The sequence below is a fragment of the Shewanella kaireitica genome, assembly GCF_023284045.1.
GTDB lineage: Bacteria > Pseudomonadota > Gammaproteobacteria > Enterobacterales > Shewanellaceae > Shewanella > Shewanella kaireitica.
The window spans coordinates 43,222-60,178 of record NZ_JAKIKQ010000024.1 but is presented as its reverse complement, the minus strand read 5'-3'; the positions used below and the strand labels follow the sequence as shown (position 1 = coordinate 60,178).

The window sequence follows — 16,957 nt, the reverse complement described above, 5'->3', positions numbered from 1 at the left end:
CCGATTCTGGTTAAGTGAATTTTATTAATTGGCTTAACGCTTTTACTCTTTGCTCATCACTTAGAGTTGATAGTTTCATTGTTCATCATCATTCCCTTAGGCACTCCTGTTTAGGTTTGCCATTGGAGTTAACCGTTACGCTAGCGCACTAACCGTGTTAACTCTTGAAAACTTATGTTTATGGCAACCTATTTAGGTTGCCATTTTTTTTGCCTATTAAAGTACAGCACTAAGTTGAGCGTCTAACATCACCACTATCGATGGGTGATACCCCTCTCGCGCCAAGGCATAGATTTTTTTGATCTCACTATTAAAACCAGCTTTGAGTAGTTCAGCATAAAGCGGCCTTACAAATTTACCTCGGCCTATTTTTACTAAATAATCACTCACGGCAGGTAATACATCACTGTAACCATTACGAACAGCCACTTTATACCAGTCACATGCTATTTCGGCATTGGTGGATACTGTAAATGAAAATGCAGCGTCAAGTGCTTTAAGCTGGTCATGACTCACGACCTCAGGTAGGTTGGTCAAGAAGTACTGCCAATGATGCACCAACCAGCCAGTAGTATTCAGCTCTGCAACGGCCTTCCCAGCTTCAAGCGCTAACAGGGCTTCTGTTACCTTATCCAAGCTATTTGAAGTCGGCGCGATAAACCACTGGGGCATCCCTTCACCATAGATCCAGCCCATAAGCTCAGCTTCGCTAATCAACTCACGATGCTCTACGAGCAATGTCTTTTTAGCATACTCAACAAAAGTCTCTGTTGTTATCGCTTCAAAAGCGAAAGCTTGTACATACTCATAGAGAAACTTATCAAAAGCAACACGCCCTAAGCGCTTTTCAAGATCATGAACAAACATCGACGCCTTATCATAGGTGAAGCGATTAAAGGCTTCATTCGGATCTTGAGTTTGCATGTTGGCAGGTAAAGTTTGAGCTTGTAATTCAGTTGACTCGATAGCTTCCTTTAAACGGCCATATTCCAGCACCACTTCAAGTTCGGCCAACTCTTTACCGAACACCTTTTCGACAATGCGGTTAGTAAAGTAAGTCGTGAAGCCTTCGTTTAACCATAAATCGCGCCAAGTCGCGTTACTGACAAGGTTACCGGTCCAAGAATGTGCTAATTCATGGGCAACCGTAGAAACTAAACTCTTATCTCCAGCGATTAGCGTGGGTGTCATAAAGGCCAACCTTGGGTTTTCCATTCCACCAAAGGGGAAACTGGGTGGCAATACAATCATGTCATAGCGACCCCAAGGGTAAGGGCCCAATAGAGATTCAGCCACTTCAACCATACTTTCTGTATCTTCAAACTCGGCAACAGCAGATTCAACCACTTCAGGTTCAGCGTAGACTCCCGTTCGTGCGCCTAAACGACCAAAGCTTAAATCACCGACAGCGATTGCTAGCAAGTGCGTTGGCATGGCTTTTTCCATAGTGAAGCTAAAGCGGCCATCAAGTGCTGCAGTGGCATCATTCATGGCGCTCATCACCGCTCGCATCCCTTTAGGTGCATTAATCACGGCATCAAAAGTTATTCTCGCTTTTGGGGTATCTTGCAGCGGGATCCAGCTACGCGCATTGATGGGCTGAGATTGACTGAACAGAAATGGCAGCTTTTTGCCACTGGTTTGTGCCGGTGTTAACCACTGCAAGCCTTGCGCTTCAGGCGAAGTTGCATAGTGTATTTTTACGCTGCTAACGGTAGAGTCTAACTTGATACATAAGCGTTGACCTAATATCTCATCTTCTTTATCAATCGCGAACTCTAGGACTTGATCGTCTGTGGTAGTGACATTAAAAATCGTGATATCACGTAAATCTAACATTAACTCACGGGTATTTTCATCTAAGTAAGTAAGATTTAGCTCCACCTGCCCGGTTAACTGTTTTGCAGCAAAGTCCACATCTAACATCAATGATAAATGTTTAACACACACTTGCTCTGTATTGGCGAATGAATGGTAGTCACGGCTGTTATCCCATTGCTCTAACACGGCATATCCTTTTTTAGTCACTGAACTTTTTAGGGGTATTTTAGCCAACATCTTAATCTAGAGTGAAATTGACTTGAATAGTTTTAAGTGGAACACTTGCGAATATTGTATGCAAATATAAAATGTAGAGAAACCCTCCATGAAAAATAAACACTATATCCTGACGCTAATCATGAGCCCCCTGCTGATTATGGCGCCATATACCGCTGCGCAACCATTAGAAAAGGTTCTCAGCCAGACTCATGCCTGCAGCGATACGATTATTATCCGCTCTCAAGCGTTGACATCACAACAGATTGAATCAGCTTGTCAGTTACTGCAAAAGCAGGAAGCTAAATTCCACAAACTATTCGGCACATTGAATAAACCTGTAGCCCATGACAACAATCACAGTATGCGGGCAAACGTCTATCACTCGCGTGAAGATTATAAAGCGAATGTGACGGCTCACTTTAACGTGCCCAGTGACAATGGCGGCATGTATCTAGAAGGGCTTCCATGGGAAGAAGACAACCAAGCCGAGTTTGTTGCTTACGAGAAAAAGGGCCAAGTGTGGAATCTAGCCCATGAGTATGTGCATTATCTTGATGGTCGCTTTAATCTTTATGGTGATTTTTGTGCCTCATTACATGACTCACATAGCGCACCAGAGTTCTGCCCCCAACCTACGCCTTTGTATCCTCACTTAGTGTGGTGGAGCGAAGGCATCGCCGAGTACATCTCTCTTGCTGACAATAATCCAAACGCACTAAAAGTTATAGGCGATAGTAATCTGCAGTTGAGCGAGTTGTTTAATACCAGCTATGAGCAAAATGGTGGCGGCGATAGAGTCTACCGCTGGGGTTATTTGGCCGTTAGGTTCATGCTTGAACAACATAAAGATAAAGTCGATGAGATGCTTATCTTTACTCGAAAAGGAGATTTCCCAAGGTACCAAGCATTAGTGAGCCAATGGGGAACCTCAATGGATGCAGAGTTTCAAACTTGGTTAACTGAGCTTGCCAAAACAAACGAGTCGTAAAGCAGAATCAAAAAAGGCCTCAATCGAGGCCTTTTTCTAAATAGATTTGAACTTAAAGACGGATACCGGCTTTAGCTAAATCTTTTGCAATCACACTGCGAGGAAGCGCGACATAACCGTCTTTCTCTACAATTTGCTGTCCTTGCTGAGACAGAACGTAACGGATGAACTCACGGTCCATTGGTGCAAGGTCTTTATTCGGATGCTTGTTCACATAAACATATAGGTAACGTGAAAGTGGGTACTTACCACTTGCCGCATTTTCAGCAGATGCCGCGATGTAGTTAGTGCCTTTCTTAGATACCGCAACCGCTTTAACACCCGCAGTTTTGTAACCAATACCTGAGTAACCAATCGCGTTAAGTGACTGAGATACTGACTGTACTACTGAAGCAGAACCAGGCTGTTCATTGACGTTAGCTTTGAAATCACCTTTACAAAGTGCTTTCTTTTTGAAGTAACCGTAAGTACCAGATACTGAGTTACGTCCATATAACTGCACATCACGGCCAGTCCAGCTACCCGTTAGGCCAACATCGCCCCAACGTTTAATATTTTCGCCGCCACACTTATTTGTAGAAGAGAAGATACCGTCGATCTGCTCCATGCTCATGCCTTTGATAGGGTTATCTTTGTGCACGAATACCGCTAACGCATCAATCGCAACACGGATAGCGGTTGGCTGGTAACCGTAATGTTTCTCAAAAGCTTCAACTTCATTTGGCTTCATCTTGCGGCTCATTGGGCCAAACTGTGAAGTACCTTCAGTCAACGCTGGTGGCGCTGTAGATGAACCAGCGGCTTGAATTTGAATATTTACATTAGGGTACAGTTGTTTAAAATCTTCAGCCCAAAGTGTCATCATGTTAGCCAGAGTGTCTGAACCAACAGAAGATAAGTTACCAGACACACCACTTGTTTTTTCATAAGTTGGTAAAGACTGATCGATTGCTGCCATTGATGCTGCAGAAAATACAGTTGCTGCAGTTAAGCTTACTGCGCCAACAAGTTGTTTCAATTTCATTCTTTGCTCCAGTGTTTAAATATCTTGGTTTCTTAAAACGCTGTCAGTATTAACTTCTATGATGACAAGTCTATTACTACAAAGTGACACTTCGATGACAGAGCGGCTTTATTTGAAAAATTTATGTCGCTTAAATGAAAAAACAGGCTAAGCGCCTGTTTTTATGTCATCTATTTTTCAGCCAAAATATCACTCAGTAACTTTTTCCGTCTCTGGCTGTGAATATTCAATTAAATTAGGCGGAATAACAAAGCTAAATGTACTGCCTTTACCTAACTGGCTCGATACCATGAGCTCGCTTTGGTGATGATTGAGCGCATGTTTAGTAATTGCAAGCCCAAGACCAGTGCCACCACTTTGTCTAGAACGAGCACTATCAACGCGATAGAAACGCTCTGTTAAACGGCTAATATGTTGCGGCGCTATACCTTCACCACTATCACTGACACTAAACTCGCCACCGGAGGCAATTTTACGCCAGCTAATATCGATGCTGCCACCCGGTTCAGTATACCTAATCGCGTTAGAGATAAGGTTTGTGCAAGCACTTCTAAGCTGAATTTCATTACCGTACATATCTAGCCCTGGCTCGCAGTACAAAGTCACATCATACTGCTTTTGAGCGAGCGCCAGTGCTTCATCACGTAATATATCCATCATCTGCGACATATTCACTTTGACTTCAAGATCCACATCACCCGAGTCCTCGATTCTTGATAACGCCAACAACTGCTCAACCATAGAGCGCATTCGCGAGGTTTGCTGCTGCATTTGATCAAGCGCTCTCACATTAGGCGAACCGGGCTCCTCCATCGACTGCATCATCTCCAAGTATCCTTGAAGTACAGTTAACGGGGTCTTTAGTTCATGGGATACATTGGCAACAAACTCTTTGCGCATCCCCTCTAACTGACGCACACGGGTAATGTCCCGTGCAATTAGCAGCAACTGACCTGAGCCGTAGCCCATAATGCGGATCTCAAGCAAACGTCCTTCAGATAATGGCGCGGCGAGCTCCAGCGGCTCTTGATACTCAGCTAACTTCAAGTAATTTGAGAAATCAGGATGACGAATTAGGTTATCAATACGTTGGCCATTATCTTGCGGCCAAACGAAACCTAGAAGCAGCTGCGCTAACTTGTTACACCAGAGAATATTATGCTCTGAATCAAGCACCACTGCAGCATCGGGTAATGCTTCTGCACCTTGCCTGAAACGCCCTAATAGAAATGCTAATTGGGACACACGCTTACGATTCTTACCTTGCAAGCGATAGATACCGTTAAACACCCCTTCCCAACTGCCGCTGCCATTTGGCGGCGTTAAGCGACGGTCATGCCACAACCAGAAATTCAACCGAGATAATTGACGGTAATGCCACAGCAATAAACCGATACAACCGAGTAAAAGTATCCAAAAGACTTCACCAATCAGTAGGCCTACCACCAGACAAAGTAGTAGATAGATCACCAATCGAGAAATTAGACGATACCCAGAATATGAATCAAACATAGACCGACCATATGGAAGAACTGAGCACAAGATAGCGTAAAAGCCACCTTGTGCCTATGAGATGTTTAACTAAAGTCTCGTCGAGAAACGATAGCCTGCGCCACGAACGGTTTGGATCAGGCGATCATGCCCAGAAAGGGTAACCGCCTTACGTAAGCGTCTGATATGTACGTCAACCGTTCTATCTTCAACATAAACATTCGTCCCCCACACGTTGTCGAGAAGTTGCTCTCGGCTATACACGCGCTCAGGGTGCGTCATAAAGAAGTGTAATAAACGAAACTCAGTCGGTCCCATATCTAGCACTTGCTCACCAACAGTGACGCGATGGCTGACAGGGTCTAACTGCAGGCCTTGAACATCAATAGGATCTTCAAGGCAGGTAGGAGCAGCTCGGCGCATAACCGCCTTAATACGTGCTACCAATTCTTTTGGAGAAAACGGTTTAGTAATAAAATCATCGGCGCCAACTTCAAGCCCTCTGACTTTATCTTCCTCTTCGCCGCGAGCGGTTAGCATAATAATTGGGATGTGACGTGTGAACTCATCTTGGCGTAATCGCTTAGCTAACTGAATGCCACTGCCGCCTGGGAACATCCAATCGAGTAGCACTAGATCAGGATAAGGCTCGGTTAACATATCAAGCGCTGAGTCGTAGTCTTCAGCCGCGGTGGTGGTAAAACCATGTTGCTCTAACACGAAAGTTAGCATCTCGCGGATCGCTAACTCATCTTCAACTATCAATATCCTTGCTGTCATAATCGATCTTCTGTCAGTGAATTTCTACGAGTCTATTATTGGTCAGTTTTATTACATTAATATTAAACGAAGTACCATTTTGACATAATAAACAGAATTATTGTCATAAAGCAGAATTAGTTGCTCTCACTTTATACCAATCAGTATAAGAAGTTGATCTACTCAGAGCGTTTTTGGCAAGCTAATTCAAGGCGGATAAATGACATAATGGTTATTCCCTTATGAGTTTATTCAACGTAGAAGTAGCAAGCCCAAAACACTCCTACTGGCGAGTTTTAGCGGCTCTGATACTGCGTTAATGAACTTGAGCGTAGAATAACTATGCTCTTCATTCATCGCCTTGCTTCAAAGCCGCTAAACTCTCGCTGAGCGATCAAACCTTTATACTGATTGGTATTACACGTAAAAAGGAGGCATTCGCCTCCTTTTTTATAACCTTACTGTGATTTAGAACTTGTGTTCTAGACCAACACCAAAGTACTTATCATCATTTTCAACTTTTTCATATGAACGATTAGTGTAGAACGCGAATAATTTAGTTGGCTTACCTAGCTTATAGTCACCGCCTACTGACCAAGTATCACCCTTGTCTTCCATATCTTGGTACTGAGCTTTTAGCACGACTGCATCTATAGTGTAGGCAGCGCTTAATAGGTAACCTGTTTTGCTTTCTTGATCAACAAGTGGATTACCATCTGAGTCATAAGTAGCTTCTTGCTGCTGGTACATACCGCCTAACTTAAGACCTGCGATTTTACCTTGTACAGTTGCACGAACAACTTCGTAGCCTTTAACATCTGCATCATAGGCAACAGCGGCGTAAATAGGTGATTTCTTAAGTTTTGCATCACCATACATAGCTGCAACACTGAACCCGTCTTGTGCGTACTGTGAATTAGCGCCCTCTGCAGCATAAGTGACACCCATTTTAAAACCGCTAAATGATGGAGTGACATATGTTGCAGTTTGCTCAATACGGTTTTCGCCTTTAAATAGGTTTTTCAAGTCACCAGAAAGGTCATTGAACTGGTCAACTTTACCCTGAGAAATCTTAAGCATGGTGTCGTTACGACCAACAGAGAATGCGCCAAAGTTGCCTTTTAGGCCAACAAACTGGTTACGGGCTTTGAAGTTTTCCTTTTCTTCATCGCCAGTATCAACTTCATACTCAACCGTGTAAAAAGCTTCCAGCGAGCTGCTTAATTCAAAAGCGCCTTTAACACCAAAACGAGAAGCATTAGATTGGATCGTCGTTGTTGCTTCATCATTCACATCATTAGACTGCGCAGTCACATTTAGCTTACCGTAAACTGTTAATGGGTCTGCCGCGTGAGCGGAAGCAAGAGTTGCAGTAGCTAGAGCTGAGGTCAGTAGAGTTTTACAAAAAACGTTCATCATTTAATCCTTTCGACGTTTATTCGTCTTGGTTATTGGTTTGGACGAGCGCCATAATGAAGATCGTTTGTTGCATTTTTATTTCAGCAAATACTAAATCGAGTTCGAATTGTTGGTAAGTTGTAATTTTTATTCTAGAAAGCCTTTGAAAACGGGGCTTTCAAGCATCCCTGTTGAAATATGACAGTTTGGTTAAATGTGACAATCGCATCTAACACCAACACACCTAAGCGGTTTACCCGAACCAGACAATGGCTTACACTGCGGCTTTAATTTTGACTGAGCACTTAATCTATGTGGTTTAAAAATCTAACTGTCTACCGCTTTAACAAGCCCTTCTCTGTTGACACTGAATCAATGGAAAAATCACTGGAAGACTTCACCTTCTCTCCATGCTCAAGCCAAGATATCAGCAAGTTTGGCTTCTCTAACGCATTTGGTAAGCATGGCGACACTTTGGTCCATACCGCAGCAGACAGACACCTTATCTGCGCAACCAAAGAGGAAAAAATCCTCCCCGCTCAAGTCATAAAAGAAGCATTAGAGGAAAAAGTTGCACTACTTGAATCTGAAGATGGTCGTAAACTTGCAAAAAAAGAGAAAGACGCGCTAAAAGACGAAATAACCACCACGCTACTACCAAGGGCGTTTTCTCGTCGCAGTCAAATTCGCGCACTGATCTTACCTGAGATCCAGATGATCTTGGTCGATAGCTCAAGTGCCGCTAAATCTGAAGAGCTAATGGCGCTATTGCGTAAAGCCATTGGGACTTTACCTATCATTCCAATGAGCTTTAAAACGCCGATTGAAACGCAGTTAACGGAATGGTTAAAAGAGAGCAAAACGCCCGCACCTTTCGAGATGCAAGATGAAGCTGAGTTGAAAAGCGATTCAGATGAAGGTGGAATTGTTCGCTTTAAGCAGCAAGATTTGAGTGAAAATGAAGTACTAGCGCACATTGAAGTCGGTAAGCAGGTTCATAAGCTAGCATTACATTTTGGTCAATCAGTGGCGTTTTTACTTCAGTCTGATGCCGCGATTAAACGTCTTAAGTTCTCCGAAGAGTTCAGAGCGGGTAATGACGACTTAGGTAATGAAGATCCAATGGCGCGTTTAGATGCAGATTTTGCCTTAATGGGAAGCGAACTCATTGCCTTGGTAAACGCCGTCGTAGAAGCGCTTGGTGGACTAGAAGACAGCATTTAATTACTGCTTCTTGTTTGCATAACAAAAAGGCGCCAACGGCGCCTTTTTTGTTATGTTCATTTTATTTAAGCGATTTGCGGCTCGGCGCGTTTTTGTAATGATTGCAGCGCTTCCGCCAGCTTTGTTACTGCAGTACTGATCGCTGTCGGCATTGAGTCAAACTCCACACCAAGTAATAAGTTCTTCACTTCAAGCCCAAGCTCCGTATCACCTTCGATACTGAGTTTACGTTGAAAAAATAGTGTATCGGGATCCTCTTTCGCCGCAGCAACTAAAAGCAACGCTTTTGAGTCACTCTTAAACGTCACTTCTGCATTTTGTAATGGGCGGACTAACCAACTACCGTTGTAACTCACCTCAAAGGTTAAAGCTAAATCTTCAACTTCGATAGCCACCCAACGATCCAGTAAAAATTCCAGCTCATCATCCTTTGCTTGCTCAGCAAGCATCAAGCCTAGTATCCGTTTTAATAGATCAGCCTTTAAAGAGAACGGGATAAATGCTAACGGTTGTGATAGCGCTTTAGGGCCAATATTCAGAATTTTTTTAGCCAAACTATTGGGAAGTAAACCTTGCATTTAAAAATGCTCCAGCATTGATACAAAGAAAGTGATCTTACCTAGCTTTTATGATCACAAACCTGTTTTACATCAAAAATTTGATCTTCATTCCCTTTTAAACTCCTGATTCCTTATTATTGGAGCCAAATATATGGAACTGCTGTGCCCCGCGGGTAATCTCGCATCATTAAAAATTGCGCTAAATGCTGGTGCCGATGCGGTCTATCTAGGATTAAAAGATGATACCAATGCCCGTTCTTTTGCTGGTTTAAACTTTACTCCCAAAAAACTGCAACAGGCTGTTGAGTACACTAAAAAATGCGGCAAAAAAGTATTCTTAACCATTAACACCTTTCCAAAACCAGGCGAAGAGACTCGCTGGTATCAAGCCATTGATTTAGCCGCGGCTACCGGTGTTGATGCACTCATTATGGCGGACATATCACTGCTCGATTATGCCCATAGCCGCTATCCACATTTGCCGTTGCATTTATCGGTACAAGCCAGTGCCACTAATCTTGGAGCGCTAACGCTTTATAAAGAAGCGTTTAATATCGAACGGGCGGTATTACCACGGGTATTATCGATGAAACAGGTCAGAGACCTGTCAAAAGTCACCCCTGTAGACTTAGAAGTTTTCGCATTCGGCAGTTTATGCATTATGGCTGAAGGTCGCTGTCATTTATCTTCATACGTCACCGGCCAATCTCCTAATACTGGTGGCTCCTGCTCACCGGCAAAGCATGTACGCTGGCAAGAGGATGGCAGCAATAGGCTTACTTGGTTAAACGATGTGCTTATTGATAAGTCTGGTATTGATGAACAGATGGGCTACCCAGTCGTCTGTAAAGGTCGCTACACCACAGATGAAAACAGTACCGCTAGCCATATTCTTGAGGCGCCAACCAGTTTAAACACCTTAAGTCTATTGCCTGAACTTGCCAAAGCGAATGTTGTGTCTCTAAAAATAGAAGGCCGTCAACGCAGCCCTGCTTATGTTGAGCAAGTGACACGTGTATGGCGCGCTGCGATCGATAGTTACCAGTCAGCGCCTGAGAAATACCAAACCCAGCAAGAGTGGAATGCAGCTTTAAACAAAGTCTCCGAAGGACAAACCACCACACTCGGCGCCTATGAGCGAACTTGGCAGTAACCGCTCAGCTTATTTTAAAGGAAAGATAATGAAAACATCGCTCGGGCCAATACAGTATTGCTGGTCAAAAGAAACAGTCAGCCAGTTCTATCAGCAGGTGGCTGAAAGTAATATTCCCGTCGTCTATCTTGGTGAAACGGTTTGTAGTAGACGCAGACAAGTAAAATTTAGCGACTATTTAGCGCTAGCGCACATGCTGCGAGATTCAGGTAAAGAAGTAATTCTATCGACGCTAGCGTTATTAGAAGCGCCATCAGAATACACGGAACTAAAAAAGCAGGTTAACAATGGGGAATTCATTATCGAGGCTAATGATATAGGTGCAGTTCAAGCAGCCAAAGAGATTGGCTTACCCTTTGTCTGTGGTCCCACTATCAATAACTACAACTTAGCAACGCTTAATAAGCTGCACCAATGGGGCATGCAGCGATTTGTGATGCCAATTGAGCTATCTAAAACGTGGTTATCAAATGTGATTGCTGCAGAAGTGGCAGCTAACGGAGCGACATTACCCTATGAAATAGAAGTATTTGCCCATGGATATTTACCATTAGCGCACTCAGCTCGCTGTTTCACCGCCAAGCAGCAAGGACTGCCTAAAGACAACTGCCAAACGGTGTGCTTGTCACACTCAAAAGGATTACTTGCTCAAACCCAAGATCAACAGCCTCTATTAAGGGTTAACGGCATTCAAACTCAATCAGCCAGTCAAATAGATCTTTCAGCTGATATTGCCCAGATGCAACAGATGGGAGTCAGCTACTTTAGAGTGTCACCAAGTAGTTTAAAGAGTATCGAAGTTGCAGAGAATATTTTGACTAAGCCGCAACTGCCTGAGCCTCTATCATGCAACGGATATTGGCATCAAACTTCAGGGTTAGCGCAGGTTAACTAAGACTTAAATGTTGGCCTTAAATTGAGCATAACACTGGTGGTCCAAGTTACAAAACAGCCCAGCCCTACCCATTCAAACACCGCGGGCCACCAAATATCAGGACGGTGCATCTCAACCAGCATCTCCTGATAGAACGCTCTATCACCTTCAGTCAACTCTAACCCTAGCAAAGGTGCAATGAGAAATGCTGCCATGCTGAAGAATGAGCAGGATGCCAAAATACTGGTAGTCCGTGAGAACAATCGTCCTTTACCAACTAACAAATACAGCCCATATAAGACTGAACTCACACAACCGAAAATGAAGAAGTATTGCACAGCTGTTGTATGCAAGTGATAAACATTGATTGGGAACAGGCCTATTGCGGCAAGACTAAAAAATGTCAGCGCTAAACAGGCAAAAAACGGATAAGACCAAGGAGAGTCTGCAATTTGCAAAGAGAACAAACAAAACAGCACCACACTCAAACTACCAAAAAATAGGCCGCCATTAATGATCACTGCAAAATAGGAATGGCCATAATTACCCAACTCACTGAGCGTATGGTTCAAAAAACTAAAACCTTTACCGTCATACTGCTCAAATGTCAGCACAGACATCACTAGGCCTAGCAATAATCCGAAGACTCCTAGCATGCCAAAGCGAAATGCGAGCGTAGAAACCTTATTCTTTATCCGAGCTACCATATATTCCTATTTTTATAATTTCTAATGGCATCACCAAATATATATCGATTTAGCCCTAGTTAAAGAGGTCTAGCTCAGATTTTTAACAAGCTTTACAACCCCATCAAATGTAGCACACATGTTATTCTTATCGTTTGCCGCTCACTTTTTCAAGCTTAATATCCAAAACAGTGAAGATGGCTCAGGATAAAAAGAGAATAAACCCAGAAAGTTACAACAAAAAAGCGCAATGTGCTTTTAGCTAATATTTAGTTAAAAAAATTAGAAAAACCTGATTAAAAGTGGGTGTATTAATGTTATATTTCAGCCAAGTGGTTATACCCATTAGTACATTGACGACATAAACCTCGTAATGCCATTTGCAGTCACATGGAATAATAATGACAACAAACAATGCAAACACAGCCAACCAGGAAGTTAGGCTCACCAATTCAGATCAATTAATATCAAGCACCGACAAGCGAGGTGTTATCACCTATGCCAACCCACGTTTTATTGAAGTGTCTGGCTATTCAGAGCAGGAGCTCATCGGCCAAAACCATAATCTAGTCCGACACACCGATATGCCTAAAGCGGCCTTTAAAGAGATGTGGGAGAAACTAGAGGCGGGTCAATCATGGCGTGGTATCGTTAAAAACCGTTGTAAAAATGGCAATTTCTATTGGGTTGACGCCTTTGTTTCCCCTCTATTCGAGCAAGGAAAACTCGTCGGATATCAATCAGTGCGTGTAGCCCCGAAAGCCGAGTACGTCAGCCAAGCACAGAAAATTTATCAACGACTCAACAATGGCAAGGCCGTTGACGATCCCATCAGCTTAACCAATAAACGTTTACTGTCTGCCATATGTGCCAGTATAGGTTTGGCTGCAGCAGGCTACATTTGGGGCTGGGGAGTAATACTTGCCGGAATAATACTAATGAGCATTAACTTGGCGATTTTCTACGATGAAGCTTTTCGTATACCAGCCCGCTTAATGCAAATGAAGCAGCAACACGACTCAGTTAGCCGCTTTATCTACTGTGGGCGTGACACCTCCTCACTGCTCGAATTCCAATTGATGATGAAAGATGCCAAGTTACAAGGGGTGCTAGGCCGCTCACAAGATAATGCCGAACACATTGATGACATCTCAAATCAGTTAGTCACCGCAGCAACTCAAGCGCATGTCGGTCTCGATGTTGAGAGCCAACAGATAGAACAAATCGCGAGTGCTACCGAGGAGATGGCTGCCACAATTACCGAAGTCGCCAGTAATATTCAGTCAACTTCTGACAGCATTCAAGACACTTATCTTCTTTGTGATGAAAGTCGGGAAAAGATGCAAAAGAGTGCCAGCAGTATTAATGAACTTACAGAGTCAGTTTCAGAGGCTGCAGCTAATGCTTTATTACTCAATAAAGAAGCAGAACGTGTCGCCAGTGCCATGACCGAGATTGATGGGATTGCAGAGCAAACAAACCTACTCGCCCTCAACGCGGCGATTGAAGCGGCTAGAGCAGGCGAACAAGGTCGTGGTTTTGCCGTCGTTGCTGATGAAGTTCGTGCACTGTCAAGTCGCACTCAACAGTCTACAGAAAGCATCTCAAAAAGCGTCGACAAGATGTTTTCGATGCTAACGCAATGGTCGCAGCAGATGGATGAAAGCAAATCTCAAGCATTGCTATGCACCGAAGATGCACAGAATTCTGCTCAAAAAGTCGACACCATCTATGAGGCTGTCAGAAATATTCATGATTTAGCGCAACAAAATGCAGTTGCTGCAGAGCAACAAACACTGGTTGTTGGTGAAATAAACCAAAATATCAGCCACATTAGCCAGGCCTCAGCAGAAAATTTAGGCGCGATTGATGTGGTGGAATTAGCAGTTAAAGAGCTAAAAATTAACGCTGAAAAAGCAAAATCTTTGAGGAAAACATTTAGTTAGTTTGCAGTAATTTAAAGTAGTTGTCGTTACAAGCATTAGTGGCGACAACTAAAAAACCACATAAAACACACCAAACCTCAACACTCACAAAACAAACTTAATACACTGTTTTAAATAGAATTAAACAAAAAATAATTTTGTTTTTTCACTACTTCTTCCTATACAATATATTTAGTCATTTAGAGTTAATAACTATTCGCACAGCTTGATATATTCTCTATATCAGTAGAATCGTTTTACATAGATGTTTTAAGGCGGTAACCTCGCCTGTTAGCAGTTGAATGAATATTCAATACATTTTTTGCTTAAGTACAAACGCCATTTTTAGGCTGCAAAGCAGAACTCGATATTTAGGGTAGAAAAAAGTGTCAGAAAAACAAACCCACAACATTAAAACAATACTCACGTTTATTGTGCCATCGCTGATCGGTCTGCTGTTATTCATGACCCCTATCAGCTATCAAGATGCGATCACCATTCCTATTGCGATCATCTCTAAAGCTTTACAGAGTTTCCTCGGTGACGCGCTTGTTGGGATCGTGACAGGTATTGTTATCTTTACTGCGATAGTCTCCGCGCTGGTTAAAGCAATCAAACCTAAGTTTGTCATCGAAAACAGCTTCTTGAATTCACTGTTTAATGTCACACCAGTTTGGTTAGTCATCCGTATCCTTGGTGCTATATTTATCAGCCTTACCTTTTTTGGTATTGGTCCTGAAGCGATTCGCTCAGGCGATACCGGAGCACTGGTATTGAACGACCTCTTACCTGTATTGTTCTCGGTGTTTTTATTTGCTGGAATGCTACTACCACTTTTACTTAATTTTGGTTTACTAGAACTATTAGGTACCCTGTTAACTAAGATTATGCGTCCTATCTTTAACCTGCCGGGACGCAGTGCAATTGACTGTATGGCATCTTGGTTAGGCGATGGTAGTGTTGGGATCTTAATGACCAGCAAGCAGTACGAAGCACGTTTCTATACCCAACGTGAAGCCGCTGTTATTGGAACGACTTTCTCAGCAGTATCTATTACTTTCTCACTGGTGGTTATTTCACAGGTGCAGCTAGAGCATCTATTTGTTCCCTTCTATTTAACAGTGTGTTTTGCCGGTTTTGTCGCTGCGATAATCGTACCTAAGCTACCACCACTGTCTTGGAAGAAAGATCTCTACATTGATGAAACGCCACGTCATAAAGATGATGAAGTTATCCCAGCGGGTCACGGTGTGCTCTCTTGGGGACTCGATCAAGCTTTAACAAAAGCCTCACGTGCAGGCGGTATCAAACATACTTTAACTGACGGTGTTAAAAACGTTGTTGATATGATTTTTGGTGTAATCCCCGTCGTCATGGGGATCGGTACCATCGCCTTAATGATTGCCGAGTTCACACCGATATTTAACTACCTAGGCATGCCGTTTATTCCGCTACTCGAGTTGCTACAAGTGCCTGAAGCGGCTGAAGCCTCTAAAACAATTGTGGTTGGATTTGCGGATATGTTTATTCCGGCGATTCTTGCCAGCTCAATTGAATCTGACATGACTCGCTTTATTATTGCAGCCCTGTCGGTCACACAGCTTATCTACATGAGTGAAGTTGGTGCACTACTAATGGGCAGTAAAATCCCTGTTAACTTCCTTGAGCTTGCAGTTGTGTTTATCTTAAGAACTTTGGTTACTTTGCCTGTAATCGCTGGTATTGCACACCTTATCTTCTAATAAGATTATCTCAACAACATCAAGAAGAGCGCTTAGGCGCTCTTTTTTATGGCCGTCATTAACCTGCCATAAAATGTTCATCTTACAGTCAACTATCGCTTTTACTCTATCGGCATCCCCCAGCGTTAACTGGCAGGACAATGAAAGAGAAACGGCAAGGATTAGCAAACGCTCAACAGCAACTTTTAAGCAGTGTGCTTTCAAGCAATATTGATAGTATATCGCCAATCAACAGCACCGAGAAAAGTCGTACTGAGAGACACTTTAATGCTATCTGGTTGTCAGATGTTCACCTCGGCAGCAAAGACTGTAAGGCTGAGTATCTGCTACAACTACTAAATTCACTGCACACCGAAAAGCTATTTCTCGTTGGCGACATCATCGACATTTGGGCACTTAAGCGCAAATTCCTCTGGCCACAAAGCCACAACCTAGTCTTACAAAAACTACTCAAAATGGCTCGTGAAGGTACCAGTATTATGTATATTCCCGGTAATCATGACGAGGTATTAAAGCCTTATGATGGCTTCCATCTTTGGGAGCTCACCGTCAGTCGAGAGCACATTCACATCACAGCCTCTAACCGCAAAGTATTGATGGTACATGGCGATCAGTTTGATTCTGAGGTGTGCATTGGCCGTGCCTACGCCAAATTAGGTGACCACCTGTATGATCTACTGTTATTTCTAAATCGACAACTACATAGAGTCCGTAACCACTTGGGTTACCCTTATTGGTCGCTAGCAAGTTACGTGAAACTAAGAGTCGGCAAAGCCCAACAAGCCATCAAAAATTACCGAAGCGCCGTCATACGCTACGCAAAGTCTAAAGGGGCTGACGTGGTTGTCTGTGGCCATATCCACCAACCTGAGCTCAGCCTCACAAACAATATCATTTATGCCAATGATGGAGATTGGGTGGAGAACTGTACTTTTATTGCAGAATCTCAGTCCGGTGATATTCAACTTTTAAAATGGCAAGAATCGACAGCAAGCGCCCGACTGATTAGCGCTTTTCAATTTAGTCAGCAGCGCGATTCGCCAAAAACTAGGCGTGTAGCCTAACCTCTTAGCAGCCATATAAGGGCTTGATT

At 43.1% G+C, this 16,957-nt stretch carries 14 protein-coding genes; 7 read left to right on the top strand and 7 right to left on the bottom strand.

The window, feature by feature from the left end; all coding sequences use genetic code 11:
- Positions 1-216: 216 nt before the first annotated feature.
- Complete coding sequence (locus tag L2730_RS20520; protein WP_248976283.1) at positions 217-2,007, bottom strand: M1 family metallopeptidase; 1,791 nt, start codon at positions 2,005-2,007, stop codon at positions 217-219.
- 172 nt (positions 2,008-2,179) lie between these two features.
- Here L2730_RS20520 and L2730_RS20515 point away from each other — a divergent pair, with 172 nt between their 5' ends.
- A complete protein-coding gene (locus tag L2730_RS20515; protein WP_428848480.1) occupies positions 2,180-3,028 on the top strand; it encodes a collagenase in 849 nt (282 codons plus the stop codon).
- 52 nt (positions 3,029-3,080) lie between these two features.
- On the opposite strand, the gene L2730_RS20510 is transcribed toward L2730_RS20515, so the two are convergent.
- From L2730_RS20510 to L2730_RS20495, 4 genes are all read right to left on the bottom strand, one after another.
- On the bottom strand, positions 3,081-4,052 hold the full coding sequence (locus L2730_RS20510; protein WP_248976282.1) for a PstS family phosphate ABC transporter substrate-binding protein: 972 nt from the start codon (positions 4,050-4,052) through the stop codon (positions 3,081-3,083).
- A 189-nt stretch (positions 4,053-4,241) separates the two neighbouring features.
- Entirely contained in the window at positions 4,242-5,564 is a 1,323-nt protein-coding gene (gene phoR, locus L2730_RS20505; protein ID WP_248976281.1) for a phosphate regulon sensor histidine kinase PhoR, read from the bottom strand.
- A 69-nt stretch (positions 5,565-5,633) separates the two neighbouring features.
- Entirely contained in the window at positions 5,634-6,323 is a 690-nt protein-coding gene (gene phoB / locus L2730_RS20500; RefSeq protein ID WP_020911436.1) for a phosphate regulon transcriptional regulator PhoB, read from the bottom strand.
- A gap of 447 nt (positions 6,324-6,770) precedes the next feature.
- On the bottom strand, positions 6,771-7,721 hold the full coding sequence (locus tag L2730_RS20495; RefSeq protein WP_248976280.1) for a porin: 951 nt from the start codon (positions 7,719-7,721) through the stop codon (positions 6,771-6,773).
- A 291-nt stretch (positions 7,722-8,012) separates the two neighbouring features.
- Between L2730_RS20495 and rdgC the strand changes: the two genes are divergently transcribed.
- Positions 8,013-8,924 (top strand): recombination-associated protein RdgC, encoded by a 912-nt coding sequence (gene rdgC, locus L2730_RS20490; protein WP_020911434.1) that lies wholly within the window; start codon positions 8,013-8,015, stop codon positions 8,922-8,924.
- Positions 8,925-8,989: 65 nt separating this feature from the next.
- Here rdgC and ubiT read toward each other — a convergent pair whose 3' ends face one another.
- Positions 8,990-9,502 (bottom strand): ubiquinone anaerobic biosynthesis accessory factor UbiT, encoded by a 513-nt coding sequence (ubiT, locus tag L2730_RS20485; RefSeq protein ID WP_248976279.1) that lies wholly within the window; start codon positions 9,500-9,502, stop codon positions 8,990-8,992.
- 133 nt (positions 9,503-9,635) lie between these two features.
- Here ubiT and ubiU point away from each other — a divergent pair, with 133 nt between their 5' ends.
- Together ubiU and L2730_RS20475 are read left to right on the top strand one after the other, a co-directional pair.
- Entirely contained in the window at positions 9,636-10,637 is a 1,002-nt protein-coding gene (gene ubiU, locus L2730_RS20480) for a ubiquinone anaerobic biosynthesis protein UbiU (protein WP_248976278.1), read from the top strand.
- A 28-nt stretch (positions 10,638-10,665) separates the two neighbouring features.
- Positions 10,666-11,532, top strand: coding sequence for a U32 family peptidase (locus tag L2730_RS20475; protein WP_248976277.1), 867 nt, complete (start codon positions 10,666-10,668; stop codon positions 11,530-11,532).
- Here the strand turns inward: L2730_RS20475 and L2730_RS20470 are convergent.
- Positions 11,529-12,218, bottom strand: a complete 690-nt coding sequence (locus tag L2730_RS20470) for a DUF998 domain-containing protein (RefSeq protein ID WP_248976276.1) — start codon at positions 12,216-12,218, stop codon at positions 11,529-11,531. The genes L2730_RS20475 and L2730_RS20470 overlap by 4 nt on opposite strands.
- Positions 12,219-12,598: 380 nt before the next feature.
- On the opposite strand from L2730_RS20470, the gene L2730_RS20465 reads away from it, so the two are divergent.
- The 3 genes from L2730_RS20465 (at position 12,599) to L2730_RS20455 (ending at position 16,928) form a co-directional block, all read left to right on the top strand.
- Positions 12,599-14,143 (top strand): methyl-accepting chemotaxis protein, encoded by a 1,545-nt coding sequence (locus L2730_RS20465; protein WP_248976275.1) that lies wholly within the window; start codon positions 12,599-12,601, stop codon positions 14,141-14,143.
- 365 nt (positions 14,144-14,508) lie between these two features.
- Positions 14,509-15,864, top strand: coding sequence for a YjiH family protein (locus tag L2730_RS20460; RefSeq protein ID WP_248976274.1), 1,356 nt, complete (start codon positions 14,509-14,511; stop codon positions 15,862-15,864).
- Positions 15,865-16,004: 140 nt separating this feature from the next.
- Positions 16,005-16,928, top strand: a complete 924-nt coding sequence (locus L2730_RS20455) for a UDP-2,3-diacylglucosamine diphosphatase (RefSeq protein WP_248976273.1) — start codon at positions 16,005-16,007, stop codon at positions 16,926-16,928.
- Positions 16,929-16,957 lie beyond the last annotated feature (29 nt).

What these genes read in the sequence shown, in the direction of transcription:
- ubiT (WP_248976279.1), bottom strand. Translation starts at nt 9,502, where the DNA reads ATGCAAGGTTTACTTCCCAATAGTTTGGCTAAAAAAATTCTGAATATT.
- L2730_RS20465 (WP_248976275.1), top strand. Translation starts at nt 12,599, where the DNA reads ATGACAACAAACAATGCAAACACAGCCAACCAGGAAGTTAGGCTCACC.
- L2730_RS20510 (WP_248976282.1), bottom strand. Translation starts at nt 4,052, where the DNA reads ATGAAATTGAAACAACTTGTTGGCGCAGTAAGCTTAACTGCAGCAACT.
- phoR (WP_248976281.1), bottom strand. Translation starts at nt 5,564, where the DNA reads ATGTTTGATTCATATTCTGGGTATCGTCTAATTTCTCGATTGGTGATC.
- L2730_RS20515 (WP_428848480.1), top strand. Translation starts at nt 2,180, where the DNA reads ATGAGCCCCCTGCTGATTATGGCGCCATATACCGCTGCGCAACCATTA.
- L2730_RS20475 (WP_248976277.1), top strand. Translation starts at nt 10,666, where the DNA reads ATGAAAACATCGCTCGGGCCAATACAGTATTGCTGGTCAAAAGAAACA.
- L2730_RS20495 (WP_248976280.1), bottom strand. Translation starts at nt 7,721, where the DNA reads ATGATGAACGTTTTTTGTAAAACTCTACTGACCTCAGCTCTAGCTACT.
- rdgC (WP_020911434.1), top strand. Translation starts at nt 8,013, where the DNA reads ATGTGGTTTAAAAATCTAACTGTCTACCGCTTTAACAAGCCCTTCTCT.
- phoB (WP_020911436.1), bottom strand. Translation starts at nt 6,323, where the DNA reads ATGACAGCAAGGATATTGATAGTTGAAGATGAGTTAGCGATCCGCGAG.
- L2730_RS20455 (WP_248976273.1), top strand. Translation starts at nt 16,005, where the DNA reads ATGAAAGAGAAACGGCAAGGATTAGCAAACGCTCAACAGCAACTTTTA.
- ubiU (WP_248976278.1), top strand. Translation starts at nt 9,636, where the DNA reads ATGGAACTGCTGTGCCCCGCGGGTAATCTCGCATCATTAAAAATTGCG.
- L2730_RS20470 (WP_248976276.1), bottom strand. Translation starts at nt 12,218, where the DNA reads ATGGTAGCTCGGATAAAGAATAAGGTTTCTACGCTCGCATTTCGCTTT.